This window comes from Chitinophaga sp. G7 BAM 1005 (genome assembly GCF_057126945.1).
The window spans coordinates 7,580,958-7,603,532 of record NZ_CP181478.1 but is presented as its reverse complement, the minus strand read 5'-3'; the positions used below and the strand labels follow the sequence as shown (position 1 = coordinate 7,603,532).

The following is a 22,575-nucleotide window of genomic DNA, read 5'->3' as shown; positions in this document are numbered from 1 at the left end:
TATCTTCCGGGGGAGCGTTATAATAATTCACCGGCTCCAGGCCAACATTATTACAACTGTAGTAAAATACATTGAGCGTATGAAGCAACTTTCTCAACTTACTGACCCAGTTTACGTAAAGCCAACACATGAAACTGCACTTGACCGTCTTTTTAAAAGCTGGATCAGGGATGAGCGTGACCTTCCCTTTGTGTACCTGACATTGAAAATTACTTTCACTCTCTGGCCGCTGGCTATCCTCATGTATATCCCCGGGTTAAACAACTGGGTTTGGTGGGGCGCTGCTATTGCTTATCAGTTCCTGAATAACGTTACCTTCAAAGGGCCTTTTGGCCTGATGCTCCACTGTACCAGCCACCGCGTATTTTTTGAAAAGAAATACCAGTTCTGGAATAACTATCTGCCCTGGGCGATCGGTCCTTTATTCGGACAAACACCGGAATCATACTACTCCCATCATATCGGCATGCATCATCCGGAGAACAATATGCCGGATGACGACAGCTGCACCATGATATACCAGCGCGATTCCTTCCGCGGATTCCTTGCATACCTCGGAAACTTTGTTACGCTGGGAGTATATGACACCGCCCGCTATCATCTCCGTAAAAAAAGAAATAAGTTAATGGTAAAACTCGTAAGGGGTGAAGTACTTTTCATTGCCGCCTGCATAGGATTATCCTTCATTAACTTTCCTGCCACCTTCGTGGTATTTATATTACCCTTCCTCATTTCCCGCGTAATTATGATGGTTGGCAACTGGGCCCAGCATGCATTTATTGACCCGGAAGAGCCGGAAAATTCTTACAAAAACAGCATCACCTGCATCAATACAAAATATAATCACAAGTGCTGGAACGATGGCTATCATATTAGTCACCACGTAAAACCCAGCATGCACTGGACGGAGCATCCCGTATATTTCACCAAAACACTGGGCGAATATATCAGCAATGACGCCATTGTATTTGATGGCATCCACTTCCTGCACGTATGGGCCTTCCTGATGGGCAAACGTTACGACCTGCTGGCCAAACACTTTGTAAATATCGGCGACCGCTTCCAGACAGATGCTGAAATCATCTGCTTCCTGAAGCAGCGTACCCGGAAAATTACCACTCTACCGGTACCGGCAGTAGTAGCTGCTGCCTGATAATATATTACCGTTTACTTGCGGAGAGTTTCCTTTTATGAGGTTACAATTTCCTTGCATTCCCACATTTTTTAAGATAAAAATGTCCGGAAAAAAGTAAGGAGACTGTCAGATCCTGCACGCTCATACGTATAAAACCGCATCCACACAGGCTTTCATCTTAAATTCCAAAAAGTTATATTATATTATCTTAATGAATATGCTTAATCATAACAATAAGTAACTAAATTTGCGCTCTAACTTTTTTTATTAAAGTAAAAAATATGCGTACTGTTACACTGAAAAGGGTTGTGGTTACCGGCTTGGGAGCATTAACACCTATCGGGAATGATGTAAATACTTTTTGGAACAATATGAAGGCAGGCGTTAGTGGCGCCGGCCCCATCACTAAATTTGACACCACAGAGTTTAAAACAAAATTCGCCTGTGAAGTGAAAGGTTTTGAGGTGGAAAAATATATGGAAAAGAAGGAAGCCCGTAAAATGGATTGCTTCACCCAGTACGCTATGGCGGCTGCACAGGAAGCAGTACAGGATGCCGGCCTCGATAATGCCAACATCGACAAAACTAAAATTGGTGTGATCTGGGCATCCGGCAATGGCGGGATGCTTACGTTCGAAGAACAGATCGTTGAATTTACACAAGCCAACTTTGTCCCTAAATTCAACCCTTTCTTTATTCCTAAATTGATATGTGATATTGCAGCAGGCCAGATAGCCATGAAATATGGTTTCATGGGCATCAATTTCTGTACAGTTTCTGCATGCGCTTCCTCCACCAGCGCCCTGGTAGATGCTTTCAACTACATCCGCCTCGGCAAAGCCAACGCAATTGTAGCAGGTGGTTCTGAAGCCCCTGTAACCCGCGCAGGTATTGCAGGATTCAATGCCCTCAAAGCATTATCCACCCGCAATGAAGATGCAGCACATGCTTCCCGCCCGTTTGATATAGAACGCGACGGATTTGTAATGGGTGAAGGCGCAGGCGCTATCATCCTGGAAGAATATGAACACGCTATTGCCAGAGGTGCTACCATCTATGGAGAAATGATTGGCGGCGCCATGACCTGCGATGCCTACCACCTCACTGCTACCCACCCTGAAGGTATGGGCGCACGCTTAGGTATGGAACAGGCCCTGGAAGATGCCGACATCGCCACTACCGATGTGGATTATATCAACTCACACACCACTTCCACACCAGTAGGAGACCTCAGCGAATTAAAAGCCATTGTTGCCGCTTTTGGTGACCATGTGCAAAAACTCAATATCAGCGCTACCAAATCCATGACAGGTCACCTGCTCGGAGCTGCCGGCGCTATTGAAGCCATCGCTTGTATCAAAGCTACACAGGAAGATATCATTCCTCCCACCATCAACACTTCCGTGTTGGGTGAAGGAATCCCTACCAACCTGAACCTCACCCTCGGCAAGGCACAACAGCGTACCGTAAATGTAGCGATGAGCAACACCTTCGGTTTTGGCGGTCACAATGCGATTGTAATATTTAAGAAATATAAAGCTTAGGCAGGCAGCGCCTTCGGCGCTGGTAAATTGTCTTGGAGCAGGATTTTGGGATTAATCGTGATTGCACTGATTTTCCCACTATTTGTTATAAATATTTCGGGGAGATAAAAGCGGATAAATTCGCTTCTATCTCCCCGAATCTGTTAACAATCCCTATGATAAAATCAGTGCAATCACGATTAATCCCAAAATCCTGCTCCAAGACAATTTACCAGCGCCGAAGGCGCCATTTCCCCTCACTTCGCTAAAATTCTTAGCAATACAAAACCGAAAATTCGCAATTATGCCGTAGCTTAGTAGTTTAATATTATGGCAAAGAAAAAAGAGAATGTACCCGATATTTCCGTGGCGCAAGCCCCGGCAGATGAACAAATAGCCATTTTTGGCGCCCGGGAGCATAACCTGAAAAACCTGGATCTGCAGTTGCCCAAAAATAAACTGGTAGTGATCACCGGCATCAGCGGCAGTGGTAAATCATCACTGGCATTTGATACCATCTATGCAGAAGGACAACGCCGTTACATGGAAAGCTTTTCCGCTTATGCCCGCCAGTTTATCGGCGATATGGAAAGGCCCGATGTGGATAAAATCACCGGACTTTCTCCCGTTATTTCTATAGAACAGAAAACGACCAATAAAAATCCGCGGTCTACCGTTGGTACCATCACGGAGATATACGACTTCCTCCGCCTGCTCTATGCACGCGCCGGAACCGCCTACTCCTACAATACCAACAAACCCATGACCCGCTTCTCGGAAGAGGAAATACTGGCCCATCTTTTCAAACATTATAAGAATAAAAAACTGGCTATCCTTGCCCCGCTCGTACGCGGACGAAAAGGACACTACCGGGAACTGTTTGAACAGGTACGCAAACAAGGCTACCTCAAAGTGCGGATAGACGGGGAAATAGAAGACCTGAAAGAAAGAATGCAGGTGGACCGCTACAAGATCCACGACATCGAACTCGTAATAGACCGTATCCAGGTGCAGGAAGATGCCCGCACCCGGATCAGCCAGAGCGTACAAAAAGCCCTCACAATGGGAAAAGGACTACTGTTTATCATGGACCACGATACCAATAAAGTGAGCCAGTACAGTAAGCAACTGATGTGCGAGGAAACCGGCCTTTCCTACGAAGAGCCCAGCCCGAACACCTTCTCCTTTAATTCCCCCTACGGCGCCTGTCCGCGCTGTAAAGGTCTTGGCACCATCTACCAGATAGATATGGACGAAGTAATCCCTGATTATAATATCTCCATCACCGACGGCGGATTAAAACCATTAGGCGAAGCACGTGATACCTTTACCTTTAAACAGGTACAACAACTCGCCAAAAAGTATAAATTTTCCTTAACAGCCCCTATTTCCGGCATTCCGCAAAAAGCCCTCAATGTATTGCTGTTTGGCGATGAAAACGGCAAACTGGAGGTAGACCTGGAATTTGGAGAAAGCAACGGCAGCACCGAATACGCCACTGAATACGAAGGAGTAGTAAATATGGTTCGCCGTTATTTCAACGACACCTCCTCCGATCACGTACGCAGCTGGGCGGAAGGCTTCATGAAACTGAGCACTTGCCCCGAGTGTAACGGCGCCCGCCTCAAAAAAGAAAGCCTGTTTTTCAAGATCGATGAAAAAAATATCTCCGAACTCGGTAACATGGACCTGGATAAGCTCCTGGCCTGGTTTGGAAATATCGAAACCCGTCTCGGGAAAAAACAAAATGCCATCGCCAAAGATATCCTGAAAGAAATCCGCGAAAGACTTGGGTTCCTGCTGAATGTAGGATTAAACTACCTCACCCTGAACCGCCCCACCAGGAGCCTCAGCGGCGGCGAATCACAGCGTATCCGCCTCGCCACGCAGATAGGATCCCAGCTCATGGGCATCACCTATATCCTGGATGAACCCAGTATTGGTTTACATCAGCGCGATAACATGCAGCTGATAGATGCCCTCCGCAACCTGAAAGACATGGGCAATACCGTCATTGTAGTGGAACACGACAAAGACATCATGCTCCACGCCGATCACCTGGTAGACATCGGCCCCGGCGCAGGTGTGCACGGCGGACAGATCATTGCACAGGGCACGCCCAAACAAATCCTTAAACTCAATACACCCACCGCCGGATACCTGAATGGCAATACCTCCCCGGAAATACCCGAACAACGCCGCAAAGGCAATGGTAATTTCCTGGAACTGAAAGGCGCCTCCGGCAACAACCTGAAGAATGTAAACCTGAAACTGCCCCTGGGCACTTTCATTTGTGTTACCGGTGTTTCCGGCAGCGGTAAATCCACCCTGATCAATGAAACCCTGTATCCCATTCTTTCCAAACACGCATACGACTCCAAGATGGTTCCCATGCCCTACAAAAGCATCAAGGGACTGGAGTTTATTGATAAAGTAATTGAAATTGATCAATCGCCCATAGGCCGCACCCCGCGCAGCAATCCCGCTACGTACTGCGGATTTTTTACCGACATCAGAACCCTCTTTGCTTCCGTGCCGGAGGCCAAGATCAGGGGATACAATGCCGGCCGTTTTTCATTTAATGTAAAAACCGGTCGCTGCGACGTTTGTGAAGGCGGCGGCATGCGCGTGATCGAAATGAACTTCCTGCCGGATGTATACGTGCATTGCGAAAAATGTAACGGTCGCCGGTATAACCGCGAAACGCTGGAAATACGCTACAAAGGCAAATCCATTTCCGATGTGCTGGACATGACGGTAGATGAAGCCGTGGAGTTTTTCCAGCCGGTACCGTGGATCTACCGCAAAATAAAAACACTGCAGGATGTAGGACTGGGATACATTACCCTCGGACAATCTGCCGTAACCCTCTCCGGAGGCGAGGCCCAGCGGGTAAAGCTGGCCACCGAACTTTCCAAGAAAGATACCGGCAAAACCATCTATATCCTCGATGAACCAACAACGGGACTCCATTTCCAGGATATACAGCTGTTGTTAAAAGTGCTGTACAAACTGGTAGACAGAGGCAACACCGTACTGGTCATTGAACATAACCTGGACGTTATTAAAATGGCTGACTACATTGTAGACCTGGGGCCGGAAGGCGGCGGCGGCGGCGGTACCATTTTATGTACCGGCACTCCCGAACACGTAAGTACCTGCAAAGAAAGTCATACCGCCAGATTCCTCAAAAAGGAGCTGGGAATTTAATATCTTGCCAACTGTAAACAAGCAATGAAAAGCATCTACCAGATATTACTCACGTGTTTCATTTTCGCGGGCATCGTCGCCTGTGAAAATGAAACGAAAGTATGCGATCAAACTTTGCGGAACGATTACCATACGCATCTTATGCGCAAACTCGACGACAAATTATCGGATACCGTTATGCCCAAAGTAACCGCATATGCATTTGGCAGAGATACCATTTACAGAAGCCAGGCACTGGGCGACCTGTTCTTCCAGCTATCGCCGATAGCAGACAGCAGCCTCTTTTACCTGAAAGTGGATTCCAGCTTCGTACCTGATACCTTAAAGATCAGGTATACACGGCAACAGCATTTTATTTCCCCCGGATGTGGTTTTGGCACCTATTTTAATATAGATACCGTCATCACCACCATGCATACCATCGATTCTGTCGTAATTAATAATAAGTCCGTAACTAGCAGTAATGACACGCATCTTACTTTGTATTTCTTTTTTGACTAGTATCCTGCTCAGCGTTGCTGCCACGGCACAAAACAAGCCGGCCGCCGCTAAAACGGATACGCTGCCCAAAACTGTTAAAGCAGATACCACCCATAAAGCACTTGCCGATACGGCAAAAGCGACGGTGTTGGCGCATAAAGACAGCTCCTGGTTTATTCCGGGCGGCGTGCGGATAGGAGTGGATCTCAGCCGTATCGTTTCTGCTATCTATTATCCCTATAGAAAAGAAGTAACAGTAGTAGCCGATGCCCGTATCAATAGCAATCTTTACATTGCCTTTGAAGGCGGCTACGCCAACACTCCCTACAGCGATACCAATTACACCTACAAGGGAAATGGTATGTTTGTAACCCTGGGGGTTGATTATAATTTTCTGAAAAGACAATATGTTTCCGAAAAGAATATGTTCTACGCAGGCTTCCGTTACGGATTCTCTCATTTTAATTATTCCGTTCCCACTTATTCCATCAAAAACACCTACTGGGGTGATAACCTCAGTGGCAGCGTGCCCAAAACCGCGGTAAATGCCCATTGGGTAGAGCTACTGGTAGGATTAAAGGTAGAAGTACTGAAGAACCTCTTCATGGGCTGGAACATCCGGGAACGCATCCTGGTTAACAGTGTAAAAACCGATAACATGACGCCGCTGGTCATTCCCGGTTTTGGTAGTGGCTCCAAAAGATCCGCTTTCGACGTGCAATACACCGTTTCATATGTCATTCCTTTCTACCGGGTCAAAGAACACGCGCCCAATAAAGAAGTGAAGAAGAAAAAAATACCGAAGCGGTAGGGCGGAGTGATCGCCTTCGGCGATTTTAAATTGTCTTGGAGCAGGATTACGCTGATTATACTGATTTCTTTGATTTTATTTTCTGGAATTTTAAAAAAATATTGAGGGGAGATAAAAGCGGATATTCGCTTATATCTCCCCTCAATATTTTGAACAAAAGGTGGGAAAATCATCTGAATCACGATTAATCAGCGTAATCCTGCTCCAAGACAATTTAAAATCGCCGAAGGCGATCACTTCGCTCTGCCCATCAAGGTCGCAACATCTCAATGTGAGGAATTCCATCTTCCATATAAGTATCACTGGTTTGCTCAAACCCCAGTGAAGTATAAAACCGTTGTAAATATTGCTGCGCCCCGATCCTGATAGGAATCACACCATAATGTTCCTGCAGCGCTGCAATAGAACGCTCCATCAGTTCCCTTCCCGCGCCTTTACCACGGGCCAGCGGAGAAGTAATCACCCTGCCGATAGAAGCCTCCTTAAACTTGATTCCCGGTGGAAAAATACGGGTATACGCCAGCAACCGACCGTCCTCATCTGTTCCCATTAAATGCAGTCCCTTCTGGTCGGAATAATCCAGATCCTGGTAAGCGCAGTTTTGCTCCACCACAAATACTGCACTGCGCAAATGCAGGATAGCATAGAGTTCTGCAGTGGTTAACTCCTCAAATGATTTTGTGTTCCAGATCATACCCTCAAACTTTGCCATAAATTTACTGGAAGCTTTCAATAATCGGGTTAATTTTATATCCGACAGAAGAATACTGAGTCCAATCGTTCAAACCATGACAGCACAGCAAACACCCTTCCTCTCACTGGAACATATTACAGTGAGGTATCTCGATAAAACACTATTCAATACCCTCACCTGGCAGATCAACAAAGGAGAACAATGGGCTATCACAGGGCCCAGCGGTTCCGGTAAAACCGCCCTGCTGAATACCATTCTTGGTAAATTTAATATCATCAATGGTAGTATCCATTACCACTTTTACGATGAGTGGCGCCGGCAACATACCATCACGGATCCCTGGTTTAACTACCGCAACCTGGTAGCCCTGGTAGGACATCATCATACTTTCCGCAACCTCTCCAACACCACCACGGACTTTTATTATCAGCAACGCTTCAACAGCATGGATGCAGATAATTCCCCCACCGTAATGGAATACCTGAAACTCACCGAAATACCGGCATTACTCCAGCCACTACGTATTGCCCCGCTGATGGAAAAACGGCTCATCAAATTATCCAATGGCGAAACCCGCCGGGTAATGATTGCACGCGCCCTCATCCAACAGCCGCAACTGCTCATGCTGGATAACCCCTACATCGGGCTGGATGTACAGACCAGGAAAGATTTCAGCCATATGATCAATGAACTCATTACCAGCGGCGCCACCGTATTGCTGGCCACCGCTCCCCATGAAATTCCCGAACATATTACGCATGTGCTTACCCTGGAAAACGGCAATATAACTGGTAAGTATACACGCAGCGAATTTACACAGCTGCCATTACCCGCGGCAACAGAAATAACATTGCCGGAAATGGAGGCTGATAAAATAGCAATATTAGTGCAAAAGAGCCAGCAACAACAATTTGACACTATCGTGCGGATGGAGGACATCCATATTAAATACGGCGAAAATACCATCCTCAACAACATCAGCTGGACGGTTAAGCCCAACGAAAAATGGGCTTTGCTGGGCCCCAACGGCGCAGGCAAATCTACCCTGCTGAGTCTTGTGAACGGCGATAATCCACAGGCATATGCCAATAAGCTCTGGCTGTTCGACCGGAAACGGGGCAGCGGGGAAAGCATCTGGGATATCAAGAAAAAAATCGGCTTCGTATCGCCGGAACTGCACCAGTATTTTACCTCCCGCGACAACTGCCTCCAGGTGGTATGCTCCGGTTTCTCCGATGTAATTGGCAGCACCAGGCCGGCTACTCCCGGACAACAACAGGTGGCCCGCGACTGGATGAGCGTTCTGAATATAGCAGAACACGAAAAATCGCCGTTCAAACAGGTACCTGAAAGCGCGCAGCGCCTAACCCTGCTGGCCCGCGCCCTTGTTAAAAATCCTCCCCTGCTGATCTTTGATGAGCCCTGCCAGGGACTGGACACCCAACAAAAACTACATTTCAAAAAGGTGATAGAACAGCTGTGTGAACACATGCCGGTAACACTCATCTTTGTTACCCACTACGAAGATGAACTGCCCTCCTGTGTAGATAAGTTTATCCGGCTGAATAAGGGCGAAATGGTGTAGGAGATCGCCTTCGGCGATGTTAAATTGTCTTGGAGCAGGATTACGCTGATTATACTGATTTTCTTGATTTGATTTTTTAGATTAATAATGATAAAGGGAGATAAGAGCGAATATATCCGCTTCTATCTCCCCTAATCCTTTATAAAATCAAAAAGTAAAATCAAGAAAATCAGTATAATCAGCGTAATCCTGCTCCAAGACAATTTAACATCGCCGAAGGCGATCCCTCCGCGTTTAAAGAAAATTCCCGACATTCGCAACTAGTTAATCACCTAATCTGCGTTCCTGATGCACCCAACAAAAAGGCTTACCGCTGCAGCAGCATTATTTTCATTCCTGGCCGCCCTGTTTGTGATCAGTGGTTGCCGTACGGCGAAAAAAGAAATGAACCCCGAATTTGCCCGGTACATTGAGGCATACACCGCGGGTATCATTTCCAAACAAAGCGCCATCCGTGTTCACCTCACCGCACAAACGAATGTAACCCATACCCAGAACGAACCACTGGAAAAGGAAGTATTCGAATTTTCTCCTTCCATCAAAGGGAAGTCCTACTGGATTGATGCCACCACCATCGAATTCAGACCAGATGAAAATCTGCAACCCGGCAAAACGTATGAAGCCAACTTTAAACTTGGTAAAATACTGGAAGTGCCCAAGGAGCTCAAATCATTTGATTTTGAATTCAAGATCATCAAACCCTCTTTCTCGATAGAAAATTTCGGGCTGAAAGCCAGTACCAATAATACCCTCGACCGCATGACCTGCACAGGCGCCATTTATACGGCAGATGTGGAAGATCCCCAGGCGATTGAAAAAATACTCACCGCACAATATGCCGGTAAAGGCTTACCCATTACCTGGCAACACAACGCTGCAGAACGTACCTCCCGCTTTACAATTGCCAACATCGCACGGGCTAATATTGCCCGTAACATGGAACTGAGCTGGAACGGGTCGCCCCTGAAAGTGGACAATAACGGAAAGAACACCATCGAAGTTCCCGCTATCGGCGACTTTAAAGTGCTGAATGTAAAAGCCCTCTCAGATCCGGAACAACATCTCCTGGTACAATTTTCTGATCCCGTAAGCATGGCCCAGACACTGGAAGGGCTTATCGGCATCAGCGGCCAAAGCGACCTGCGTTATACCATTGATGGCAGCGAAGTAAGCGTATATGCACCGGTGCGACTGGAAGGAAACTATAACGTAATAGTAAATGAAGGCGTTATAAACATCACGGATAAACGCTTAGGCAAAACTTTCAGCGCCAACGTTAACTTTGAAAATACTTTACCAAGCGTGAGCATTCCCGGCAAAGGCGTGATCCTCCCGGAAAGCAATAAGCTGGTGATGCCGTTTGAAGCAGTGAACCTCAACGCCGTAGACGTTTCCATTATAAAAATCTACGAAAACAATGTACCTCAATATCTCCAGCGTAACGACCTCGACGGCAGCCAGGAGCTACGGCGTGTAGGCAAGCCCGTAGTAGAAAAAACCATCCGTCTCGATGGAGATAAATCGGTAAACCTGCATAAGAAAAACCGCTTCTTCCTCGACCTCGATAAAATGCTGCGCACCGAACCCGGCGCCATTTACCGCATCACCATCGGCTTCCGGAAATCATACGCTATGACTGCCTGCTCCGCAGATACCACCAAAGATGGCGACAACGCCGCCTCTGACGAAGAAGGAGAAGAAGAATATTATTATGGCGGTGAAAAAATTGATGATGACGATTCCTTCTGGCAGCGGTATGATAGCTACTATCCATATGGCTATAACTGGGACCGCCGTAACGATGCCTGCTCCAACTCCTACTACAGCAAAGACAAATGGGCCTCCCGCAATGTGATTTCTTCCAACATTGGCCTTATCGCTAAAAGAGGGAACGATAACAGCATGCTGGTAGCAGTAACGGATATACGTGATACCAAACCCCTCATAGGAGTGGAACTGGAATTACTCGACTATCAAAACCAGGTCATCTTCAAAACCAAAAGTGACGGGGAAGGACTCGCTTCTTTCGATCTCAAACGCAAACCCTACCTGCTTATCGCCAAAAAAGAAAATGAACGGGGCTACCTTAAACTCGATGATGGCAGCTCCCTTCCATTAAGCCGGTTTGATGTAAAAGGAGAAGAAGTACAAAACGGTATCAAAGGCTTCCTCTATGGTGAACGCGGCGTATGGCGGCCCGGTGATTCCGTTTATCTTACTTTTATTTTGGAAGATAAAGGAGAGAAATTACCGGCAGATCACCCTGTTTCGCTGGAACTATACAATCCCAAAGGACAACTATACAAACGGATTAATCAACACGAAGGACTAAACGGCTTCTACAGCTTCGCTACTGCTACTGCACCAGATGATCCAACCGGCAACTGGGTGGCAAAAGTAAAAGTAGGCGGCGCCACCTTCCAGAAGAATGTACGCATTGAAACGGTGAAGCCTAACCGCCTCAAAATAAAAATGGATTTCGGCAGTACCACTTCATTGTCGAAAGGCAGCGCTACCGGTAACTTATCGGCCATGTGGCTGTTTGGCGCCACCGCACAGCATCTGAAAGCTAAGGTAGATGTATCGCTGGTACAACAAAGCACCAGTTTCCCCAAATTCGGGGACTACGCTTTCGATGATCCGGTAACCCATTTCGATGCAGAAAATAAAACCATCTTTGAAGGTCCGCTGAGTGAAAGCGGCAGCGCCCCCGTGAATGCAGACATACAACTGGGCAAAGTAGCGCCGGGCCAGCTGAAAGCAAACTTTGAAGTAAAAGTATTTGAACCCGGAGGCGATTTCAGCATCGATCACTTCTCCATGCCTTATAATCCATTCACCTCCTACGCAGGCTTGCGTATCCCCGCAGGCGACCGCACCACCGGCATGTTGCTCACAGACCGGCCGCATTCTATCGACCTGGTGGATGTAGATGGCAATGGCAATCTCACTACCGGCAGCCGCGAAGTACAGGTAGAATTATATAAAATTAAGTGGAGATGGTGGTGGGATGAAGGAGAGCAGGACGACTACTCCAACTTCACACAAGACAGCTACAATCAGCTGCTGAGCAAAGAAACCGTTACCCTGCAGAATGGTAAAGGTAAATGGAACCTGCGCGTAAATTCACCGGATTGGGGCAGGTACCTGATCAGAGTGAAAGACCTGCAAAGCGGTCATACCGCAGGTAAAGCCGTGTATATCGACTGGCCCGGATGGGCTGAAAGGATGCAGAAGGATAATCCTGCTGAAGCATCTATGCTGGTGTTTACCTCCGATAAACAAACCTATAAAACCGGCGATGATATTAACCTCACCATCCCCAGCAGCGAAGGCGGCCGCGGGCTGGTAAGTATTGAATCCGGCAGTAAAGTGCTTAAAACATACTGGATCACTACCAAACAGGGACAAACCACCTTTAAGTTCAAGGCGGAAAAGAATATGACGCCTAATATATACGTGAACGTTAGTTTGCTGCAACCACATGCGCAAACCCTCAACGATCTGCCGATCCGTATGTATGGTACCATTCCCATTTCCATTGAAGACCCCGGCACCATCCTCAAACCGGTGATCACAATGGCTGATAAACTGAAACCTGAAACAGAAGCCACCATCACCGTGAGTGAAGGCAATGGTAAACCGATGACTTACACCATCGCCATTGTAGATGAGGGGCTGCTCGATCTTACCCGTTTCAAAACACCGGACCCTCATCATGCATTCTATGCAAGAGAAGCTCTCGGCGTAAAAACCTGGGATCTGTTCGACTACGTGATAGGCGCCTGGGGAGCGGACATGGACCGTATCCTGAGTATCGGCGGTGATGAAGGACTGGATAAAAATGCCGGTGGCGCCAAAGCCAACCGCTTTAAGCCCGTGGTAAAATATATGGGTCCCTTCTACCTCAAAACAGGACAAAAACAAACACATAAATTTAAGCTGCCACCATACATAGGGTCTGTGAAAGCAATGGTAGTAGCCGGTCAGGACGGCGCCTATGGCTTTGCAGAAAAAGCAGTAGCGGTAAAGAAACCGTTGATGTTGCTCACCACAGCGCCCCGTGTACTTGGCCCGTCAGAAACCATCCAGGTGCCGGTAACGGTATTTGGCCTGGAACCCAATATCCGCAACGTGAATGTTAGTTTAAGTACCAGTTCTTTACTGGAAATTGTAGGCGAGCAAACCAAAACAGTGACCTTCTCACAACCCGGAGAACAAATTGTTTATTTTGATGTAAAAGTACGCCCGCAAACAGGCGTGGCTAAAATAAAAGTAACAGCCAGCAGTGGCGCGGAAAAGGCAGAAGAAAACATTGAACTGAATGTTCGTAATCCTAACCCGGTGATCACTAATATTATTGAAAATACACTGGAAGGAAATAAGAGCTGGCAATCTGCTTTCAGCCCGGTGGGTATGACAGGCACCAATTCCGGCGTGCTGGAAGTGTCTACCATTCCATCTCTCAACCTGGGCAAACGCCTGCGGTTCCTGATAGAATATCCGCATGGCTGTATTGAGCAAACTACTTCGGGCGTATTTCCACAGCTGGTGCTGAATCAGTTGATGGATCTGAAAGAGAGTCAGCGGGCAGAAGTAGACCGTAATGTAAAAGCGGGTATCAACAGGCTAAAAAGCTTCCAGACTTCAGACGGCGGTTTCAGCTACTGGCCTGGTGAAGGAAACGCTGATGAGTGGGGGACCAACTATGGTGGTCATTTCCTCATAGAGGCGCAGGCACAGGGTTATACCCTACCAGCCGGGCTGTTGGATCAATGGAAGAAATACCAGCGCAATAAAGCCGGCACCTGGGCGCCCAGCACCCTTAATTTTTATGGTGGCGATCTTACACAGTCGTATCGCCTGTACCTGCTGGCGTTGGCTAAATCGCCGGAACTGGGTGCAATGAACCGGTTAAAGGAATTCAAGTATCTGTCCGTTCCCGCCAAATGGAGGCTTGCTGCGGCTTATAAGCTGTCCGGTCAGCCGGAGGTTGCTAACTCCCTTGTACAGGGACTCGCCACTGAAGTCAAAGCGTATACGCAACTGGGCGGTACTTTTGGTTCTGATCTGCGCGACAAGGCAATGATCCTGGAAACGCTCACCATCATGGGGCAGCGTAACCGCGCCAATGAGCTGGTGAAACAGATTGCCGCACAGCTATCGCAAAACGACCAGTGGTACAGCACACAAACAACTGCCTATTCGCTGATTGCCGTGGCAAAGTACTGCGGCAACAACAAAGGTGGCAGCAAAATGAATTTTGCCTACACTATCAATGGCGCCAAAGGCAATGTAAACGGGCAATCTTTTGTTACACAGATACCCGTTACGATCAACAGCAGCGCAGGCAATATCAGCGTACAGAATAACGGGCAAAACGTATTGTACGTGCGGCTTATTCTCCAGGGACAACCGGATGCCGGCCAGGAACCGGTAGCCTCCAATAACCCGGATATATTAGGCATGCAGGTAAACTTCAGTACCCGCGACGGCAAACCGCTGGATCCGGCTACACTGCGCCAGGGAAGCGACTTTATGGCCACCGTTACCGTCACCAATCCGGGTAAAAGAGGCTATTATGAACAAATGGCCCTGTCACAGATCTTCCCTTCAGGTTGGGAAATAATAAATACCCGCTTGATGGAAAATGATAGCGCGTTCCATTCGTCCCCATCTACGTATATGGATATACGTGACGACCGGGTATATACTTATTTCAATATAGAAGAGAGTAAAAAACGTACTTATAATGTATTACTGAATGCCGCCTATCTGGGCAGATATTATCTGCCGGCAACTTCCTGCGAAGCGATGTATGACAATACCATACACGCTTTCACACCAGGCAAGTGGGTAGAGGTAGTGAAGTAAAAAAATATAATAACTAAAAAAGGCGTTCCGGGAATTCCGGAACGCCTTTTTTATGAGCAGATAACTACTGTTGTAACCGGGCGAAATATGCTACGGTAAGGTGCTATGATTAACATTATACACGATGGTTTTCAGATCGCCCGTAGCAGGTTACGGAGATGGCATTTTCGGTAGCTGTTATTGCTGCATCAAACCGGCCCTGCCTTATCATACTTCAACAGGTGCGCTAATACAGCCGGACTGGTTAAATCATTGATAGCTACAATTTCAATACCGGGCTGGTGGTACATCTCACGGAAAAACAATCTTCCAATTCTTCCAAATCCGTTGAGGTAATTTTTGTGTGCGACATAAAAAATATCTTTTAGTAATTATCTTTTTAAGAAATCGTGTATCAGGGCTGCTATTTCCTCATGATATTCTTCCAGTGCGAAGTGGCTGCCTTCCAACAAGTGTACTTCTGCATCTGGTACATCATTTTTATAGGCTTCTGCACCGGGCCAGGTAAAGATGCGGTCGTGTTTCCCCCATACTACGAGGAGCCGCGGTTGATGTGTACGCAGGTATTGCTGCCATTCCGGGTACTTTGGAAAGTTGGTGCCATAATTCCGGAACAGGGCCACCTGTACGGCTTCTACACCGGGCCTCAACATATAGGCGTGTGCCAGTTCATAACTGTCGGGGCTCACACTTTCCGGGTTGGCTGCTCCCAGCAGATGTTCTTCTTTAATTTTTTCAAGGCTTAGCTTATGCACAATAGCCGCCAGCAATGCTTTCTCATCTCCGGCTTTTTGTAATGCGCCAATTTCCTGTACATCGGGACCTAATCCTTCGTTATATACATTGGCATTTTGTATGATCAGCGCTTCTACCAGTTCTGGTCTTTTACTAATGATCCGGAATGCAACGGGGCCGCCGTAGTCCTGCAAATACCAACTGAATTTTGTTAATCCCAGCTTGTCGACAAACTGTTCTATTACCAGCGCCAGGTTATCGAAGGTATAGTCGAATGCAGTTAGCGAGGGGATACTGCTTTGGCCGAATCCCGGGTAATCCGGGGCAATCACATGATACCTGTCTGCCAGGTCACGGATCAGATCGCGGTACATATGTGAAGTAGATGGGAAGCCGTGGAGCAGCAATATTACCGGCGCATCTGCCGGGCCGGCTTCGCGGTAAAAGATATTGAGGTTGTTAACAGTAATTGTTTTGTGAAGAACGGGGGCAGTAGTGAGTATTTGCATATGAATATATTTTTGTACCATTTAGTACATTATTAGATAAAAAAATATCGCTTATAGTGGGTGGTTGCTTGCGGTTATTGCGTGAAGTATGTCATATAGAAGTTATTTGCTGGCATAAAGGTATATATTTTACCAATTGGTACAAAATATCTTTTAAAAAATTGTTGGTGCGGTGATAAACAGGCAGATAATATAGCTAAACAGGAAAACAATGTGATCGGACATACTTTAAATTAATCAGACTGAACAGCTCAAAACAATAAGTTAAACCTATCTTTGAACGCGCATAAAAAAAGTAATGAAGTTCGATACTCTTAAACAATGGTGCATCAAAAAAAAGTGGTGGCTCGCCGCCGCCGCTGTTGCGCTCATTGCCTATTATTTTTGCTTACCCAAACAACTCTTTACCAATCCAACTTCCTATGTGCTGGAAGACAGCAACGGCGATCTGCTGAATGCCAGCATCGCACCGGATGGACAGTGGAGGTTTCCGTACAATGCGCATGTGCCGGAAAAATTTGAAAAGTGTATTGTCGCCTATGAAGACAAACGTTTCTATTATCACTGGGGCATAGATCCCATCGCTATTGGCCGCGCCATTAACCAAAACGCCCGTGGCAGAAAAGTAGTGAGCGGTGGCAGCACCCTCACGATGCAGGTAATACGCCTGTCACGCAATCAGCCCCGTAATATCTGGCAGAAAATGATGGAGGCAGTGTTGGCTACCAGGCTGGAATTTGCGGCCTCTAAAAAGGAGATTATCGCTTTATATGCTGCCAATGCCCCTTTCGGGGGTAACGTAGTTGGACTGGAAGCTGCCGCCTGGCGATACTATGGCAGGAAAGCAGATTTGTTGTCGTGGGGCGAAATGGCAGCACTGGCCGTATTACCTAATAGTCCGGCGCTGGTGCACCCGGGCCGTAACAGGGTAACGTTACTGAATAAACGAAACCAGCTGCTGAATAAATTGTACCGGCAGCATACCATCGATAGTATTACCTGCCAGCTGGCAAAAATGGAACCCCTGCCGGATCAACCGTTGCCATTGCCGCAGGAAGCGCCACACCTGCTGGATCTTTTCCGCCGCGACTATCAGCAACAAAAAACAGACGAACCTACCCGCATCAAAACAACCCTGCAGGCCGACCTGCAGCATAATGCCACCGCCATCACCGAACGTTATCACAATGCGTATAAGGCCAATGGCATCAACAACGCTGCAGTACTGGTACTGGACGTAGAAACCGGTAATACTCTTGCCTACATAGGAAACATTTATCACCCTTCAGACCCGGAACTGGAAAGTCATGTAGATATTGTGCAGGCGAGAAGAAGTCCGGGCAGTACATTGAAGCCCATACTCTATGCAGCCATGCTCAATGATGGCCTGATATTGCCCAATACGCTGATTCCTGATATTCCCACACAGATAGCCGGTTATTCGCCGCAAAACTTTGACCTGGGTTATGATGGCGCAGTACCAGCCTCCCGTGCGCTGGCCAGATCTCTCAATATCCCGGCCGTGCGCATGCTGCAGCAATACCGATATGAACGGTTTCACTCGCTGCTACAGAAAATGGGAATCACCACGCTGAATAAACCAGCCGATCACTACGGTTTATCACTGATCCTTGGCGGAGGTGAAACAACTCTCTGGGAAATGTGCGGCATGTACGCCAGCATGGCCCGCACACTGATACACATGGATCAGTACAAAGGCAAATACGATATGGATGACATTCATCCTCCTAATTACCGGCTCAATATCCAACACCCGTCGAAATATGGGTTGAGTAAAGACGGACTGTTGGATGCAGGCTCTATCTGGTACGCCTTTCAGGCAATGACCGAAGTAATGCGCCCCGGCGAGGAATTGCTGTGGCAGCAATTCTCTTCTTCACAGCGCATCGCCTGGAAAACAGGCACCAGCTTTGGCTTCCGGGATGGATGGGCCATTGGCGTAACACCACAGTATGTAGTAGGAGTATGGGTAGGAAACGCAGACGGAGAAGGCCGCCCTGGCCTGATAGGCGTATCTACTGCCGCCCCCATCCTGTTTGATGTATTCCGTTTATTACATACCAGCGGCTGGTTTAACACGCCCTATCAACAACTGAAAAAAATTGAAGTATGCCGCAAAAGCGGATACCGCGCCGGCGAACTATGTGATGAGAAGGATTCTGTTTACGTACCCGCAGCCGGGATCAGGGCGGGCGTGTGTCCGTACCATCAGTTGGTACATCTCGACAGAACCGGCCAGTGGCGCGTAACAGAGGCCTGCGAATCACCTTCGCTCATGCAACATAAACCCTGGTTTGTTTTACCGCCTTCACAGGAATACTACTACCGCAGCAAAAACTACTATCAGCAGCTGCCACCTTACAAGCCGGATTGCCTGGCGTCACTGGGGCAGGATAAAGCACCTATGGAACTGATCTATCCAAGACCAGGCGCACGTATATTCGTTCCCGTTGAAATCGACGGAAAGCCCGGGCAAACAATCTTTACCGCCACTCACCGTAACAATGCCACTAAAATATTCTGGCATCTGGATAATAACTTTATAGGCGCTACCACTGAATTTCATCAGATGGCACTACATCCGGCAGCCGGTAAGCATACCATTACACTGGTTGATGAAAACGGCGAGCGGATAGAACAATCATTTGAGATTTTAGACAAAGAAAGAGAGTAGCTTATGGATAAGCTGCGTTAAACAGAAATGCAGCTTATCCATAAACTTACAATAATCGAATACTATCTTCCCGGAACCAGCAATACAGCATCCGCCACAATCACGCCGCCTGCGTCTTTATTGGAAATAGTGATGCCCGTTTTTTTGCCTGCCGGCAGATTGAATTTCCCCAAATGCACCCATTCTCCACTGGTTTGACCGTTTACAATCACCTTCTCTTTAATAATCGTTATCTCCCTGGATTGCTTACCATCAGATACAATTACTTTAGTAGCGGGAGATACATTATTTATTCCTGGCAACACATAGGTGTAGATGTCATATTTCCCGCCCTGCTTAATTGCCGGCATAAATTTCACGGATTTAGGCTGGTCATTTTCGGAAGAATAAAAAGCAGAAGGACCATAAGTACCTCCTTTTTTAAGCAACCATTTACCGGTAATTTCCACATGAGCAGCATCGTCGTTATCCACCAGTATCTCTGGTGTACTGCCATCCATTAATGGGTTTGCAGTCAAAAGTGCCTGTATCTTTTTTACATCTACCTGTTGCACAGTGGTATGACCGTCAACTGCAAATGCGGCAGCTACGGCAGCGGATTGCCCCAATACCATGAATACAGGCTCCATTCTTATAGATCCGTAACCGATATGACTGGCGGATAAACAAACAGGAACCAGTAAGTTTTTGCATTCATTTTCTTTGGGTGTTAACGCGCGGTAAGCAATGGGATAGGGACCGGCGCCACCTTTCTCCACATCTCCTTCATTCTTTACCATCCCGTTAATAACAAGGCGTTGGGTATTGTGAGAATCCATACCATAAGCAGCCATTCCGATGCCATCTGTTACTATCTCCTTCCGTTCGCAATTAGCTTGTGTCATAACATATACACCGCGCATTCTACGGGCTTCCCTGATATACATTTGCGGACTCCAGTTATGATTATCGGCATATTCATCTTTAGGATATCCCCAGTTCAGCATAAACCGGCGCACACTGTCGGGGATACGGGGATCATGCCCGATAAAATATAGCAGCCCTTTATTATACAGTTCGTGTTCCTTCTGGATTTTCTCCCTGGTGGCATAATCTGCATCCGGGTATTCCCAGTTCCTGCCTATCATGTCGGTGGAAAACCCACCACCATTGTTGATGTCTGTTTTATGATTAGGCATCAGGTCAAATTTCAGGATCTCCCTGATATCATTGGGTGTAGTGAGCTTTGCTATATAGCGGGGCAGTATCTCATACCGGCTGGAATCATAATCTTCCGGGCGGGTGATAGGTATGCGATTGGCTGGATCGTCGGTTAAACAGATGCGGAAATTATAAGCCTGCACATGATTATCGCCGCTTCCTATGGGCGCCAGCGTAGCATTGCTGATGCCCCACAACAAGCCACTGGATGGATTGCCGGGTATCTTATAGGGGTCTACGCCATCGGGCACCTGGTTGCCATGCTGCGGCGTAGCGGGAGGTTGCACCTGCACACCATTGTACGATTCGTTGTAAACACCTGAAGACTCCCTTCCTACCGTATAAGACACACCAGCCCTTGCCATCAGGTCACCTTCATAGGAACAATCAATAAACACGGTTGCACGGATATGCTTTTGTTGCTTCGACGGAGCCGCGGTGTTCTCCAGCGAAATTTCTTTTATGAAACCATTTTCCTTTACCGCAGCCACGATCCTCGACTGGTAAAGTACCGGCACTTTGGCTTCCCGGATGTACTGCATAAATACATCCTCTGCCACATGCGGCTCAAATATCCATGATTCAAACTGCCCGTAACGCTTGCCCACCCTGCGATAGAAATCAATACCCAAACCGGTAACAGCATATTTGTTGCCAATATCGGTGTATCCCAGTCCGCCGGATGACATGCCTCCCAGGTGTTTTCCCGGCTCAATCAGCAATACCGACTTCCCCATTTTTTTCGCGGTATAAGCCGCTATTACGCCACCGGAGGTGCCGCCATACACACATATGTCATACGTCTCCTGCGACTTTGCAGCCATTGAAAAAATAAGACCCGCCAGTAAAAGAAAGTTTTTCTTCATCATTATATATCTTTTGAAGAGAGAATAATTTTATTCCGTGTAGTGAAGATCTTTGGAGAAAGTTTCTTCCATCTTCCATACCGCCAGCAGCGCAAGGAGAATGGTAACAATGCCTACCATCCCCGCAGCAACGGTAACGCCTGAATGATTTCTCAGCAACAGGAAAGCAGGCGTGAAAATATTCACGCTGCCACGTACGAAATTAGGCACAGTAGTAGCCACCGTTGCCCTCATATTAGTACCGAATTGTTCTGCCGCAATAGTTACAAACAACGCCCAGTAACCAATGGCATATCCCAGCAAGCCGCACAAACCATAAAAGACAACGATACTCTGGGATCGCTGACTTAAATAAACAACGATCGCTGCACAGGTGAGCATCACAAAAACAAGCACTGTTTTTCTCCTGCTTTTAAAATACTGGCTTAACAAACCACTGCTCATATCTCCCAGCGAAAGCCCGATATAACAGAACATCACCGCTTTGCCCGCTTCCACGGGTGTAGCAAGACCAATCGCCTTTCCGAACTCCGGCGAAAAAGTAATCAGGATCCCGATCACGAACCAGATAGGCAGCCCGATCATAATACATCTCAGGTATTTAAAAAATATTTTCCCGGAAGAAAATAAAGAGAAGAAATTACCACGTGATTTTTTTTCTTTTTTTACTTCTTTAAAAATACCAGATTCAAATACATTAAACCGCAATACAAGCAACGCCAATCCTAATCCGCCGCCGATAAAATAAGCGATCTTCCAGTCGAAAAGGTCGGCGATAAAATACGCCAGCACCGCTCCCAGCACGCCTACTGAAGCCACAATAGCGGTACCGTATCCCCGTATTTCCTTTGGCAATATTTCCGCTACCAAAGTAATACCTGCGCCAAGTTCGCCGGCAAGCCCTATCCCTGCTATAAAACGCAAAAGGGCATACTGATCTACTGTGGTCACAAAACCATTCAGAATATTAGCTACTGAGTATAACAGGATGGAGCCAAACAACACAGACAGTCGTCCTTTTTTATCTCCCAATACACCCCAGAAAATGCCGCCCAGCAGCATTCCTGCCATCTGCATGTTGATCAGGTAAATCCCTTTTTCCATCAGTTCATTTTCTCCCACGTGCAGGGCTCTTAAGCTCGGCATACGCACAATGCTGAACAGCAGCAGGTCGTAGATGTCAACAAAATAACCCAATGCCGCTACAATCACCGGAATGGAAAGCAGCTGACTTGCCTTTGTACTTTTTTGCATAATG

At 47.2% G+C, this 22,575-nt stretch carries 13 protein-coding genes; 8 read left to right on the top strand and 5 right to left on the bottom strand.

The annotated features are described in order from the left end of the window. Window positions 1-79 precede the first annotated feature (79 nt). From ACMXI2_RS30855 to ACMXI2_RS30835, 5 genes are all read left to right on the top strand, one after another. Window positions 80-1,153, top strand: a complete 1,074-nt coding sequence (locus ACMXI2_RS30855; RefSeq protein ID WP_483779676.1) for a fatty acid desaturase family protein — start codon at window positions 80-82, stop codon at window positions 1,151-1,153. Window positions 1,154-1,416: 263 nt separating this feature from the next. Beyond that, on the top strand, window positions 1,417-2,679 hold the full coding sequence (gene fabF, locus ACMXI2_RS30850) for a beta-ketoacyl-ACP synthase II (RefSeq protein ID WP_483779675.1): 1,263 nt from the start codon (window positions 1,417-1,419) through the stop codon (window positions 2,677-2,679). A 309-nt stretch (window positions 2,680-2,988) separates the two neighbouring features. Continuing rightward, window positions 2,989-5,868, top strand: a complete 2,880-nt coding sequence (uvrA, locus tag ACMXI2_RS30845; RefSeq protein WP_483779674.1) for an excinuclease ABC subunit UvrA — start codon at window positions 2,989-2,991, stop codon at window positions 5,866-5,868. Between the two features lie 24 nt (window positions 5,869-5,892). Continuing rightward, window positions 5,893-6,369: a DUF6452 family protein gene (locus ACMXI2_RS30840; protein ID WP_483779673.1), complete on the top strand. Its 477-nt coding sequence runs from the start codon at window positions 5,893-5,895 to the stop codon at window positions 6,367-6,369. Continuing rightward, window positions 6,362-7,159: a DUF6048 family protein gene (locus ACMXI2_RS30835; RefSeq protein ID WP_483779672.1), complete on the top strand. Its 798-nt coding sequence runs from the start codon at window positions 6,362-6,364 to the stop codon at window positions 7,157-7,159. The genes ACMXI2_RS30840 and ACMXI2_RS30835 overlap by 8 nt, the downstream gene beginning before the upstream one ends. A 250-nt stretch (window positions 7,160-7,409) precedes the next feature. Here the strand turns inward: ACMXI2_RS30835 and ACMXI2_RS30830 are convergent, their stop codons facing one another. Then, window positions 7,410-7,871 carry a GNAT family N-acetyltransferase gene (locus ACMXI2_RS30830; RefSeq protein WP_483779671.1) on the bottom strand — a complete coding sequence of 154 codons (462 nt, stop codon included), beginning with the start codon at window positions 7,869-7,871 and terminating at the stop codon, window positions 7,410-7,412. A gap of 76 nt (window positions 7,872-7,947) precedes the next feature. Between ACMXI2_RS30830 and ACMXI2_RS30825 the strand changes: the two genes are divergently transcribed. Together ACMXI2_RS30825 and ACMXI2_RS30820 are read left to right on the top strand one after the other, a co-directional pair. Beyond that, window positions 7,948-9,438, top strand: coding sequence for an ATP-binding cassette domain-containing protein (locus tag ACMXI2_RS30825; protein ID WP_483779670.1), 1,491 nt, complete (start codon window positions 7,948-7,950; stop codon window positions 9,436-9,438). Window positions 9,439-9,726: 288 nt separating this feature from the next. Next, window positions 9,727-15,312 carry an alpha-2-macroglobulin family protein gene (locus ACMXI2_RS30820; RefSeq protein ID WP_483779669.1) on the top strand — a complete coding sequence of 1,862 codons (5,586 nt, stop codon included), beginning with the start codon at window positions 9,727-9,729 and terminating at the stop codon, window positions 15,310-15,312. Between the two features lie 188 nt (window positions 15,313-15,500). Here ACMXI2_RS30820 and ACMXI2_RS30815 read toward each other — a convergent pair whose 3' ends face one another. Next, a complete protein-coding gene (locus ACMXI2_RS30815; RefSeq protein WP_483779668.1) occupies window positions 15,501-15,602 on the bottom strand; it encodes a hypothetical protein in 102 nt (33 codons plus the stop codon). A gap of 81 nt (window positions 15,603-15,683) precedes the next feature. Beyond that, a complete protein-coding gene (locus ACMXI2_RS30810) occupies window positions 15,684-16,556 on the bottom strand; it encodes an alpha/beta fold hydrolase (RefSeq protein WP_483779667.1) in 873 nt (290 codons plus the stop codon). 298 nt (window positions 16,557-16,854) lie between these two features. Between ACMXI2_RS30810 and pbpC the strand changes: the two genes are divergently transcribed. Then, on the top strand, window positions 16,855-19,251 hold the full coding sequence (pbpC, locus tag ACMXI2_RS30805; RefSeq protein WP_483779666.1) for a penicillin-binding protein 1C: 2,397 nt from the start codon (window positions 16,855-16,857) through the stop codon (window positions 19,249-19,251). A 62-nt stretch (window positions 19,252-19,313) separates the two neighbouring features. On the opposite strand, the gene ACMXI2_RS30800 is transcribed toward pbpC, so the two are convergent. Together ACMXI2_RS30800 and ACMXI2_RS30795 are read right to left on the bottom strand one after the other, a co-directional pair. Next, the gene (locus ACMXI2_RS30800; RefSeq protein ID WP_483779665.1) at window positions 19,314-21,320 is read right to left on the bottom strand and encodes an FAD-dependent oxidoreductase; all 2,007 of its coding nucleotides are present in this window, start codon (window positions 21,318-21,320) and stop codon (window positions 19,314-19,316) included. Between the two features lie 27 nt (window positions 21,321-21,347). Continuing rightward, window positions 21,348-22,571: an MFS transporter gene (locus ACMXI2_RS30795; protein ID WP_483779664.1), complete on the bottom strand. Its 1,224-nt coding sequence runs from the start codon at window positions 22,569-22,571 to the stop codon at window positions 21,348-21,350. Between the last annotated feature and the right edge of the window lie 4 nt (window positions 22,572-22,575).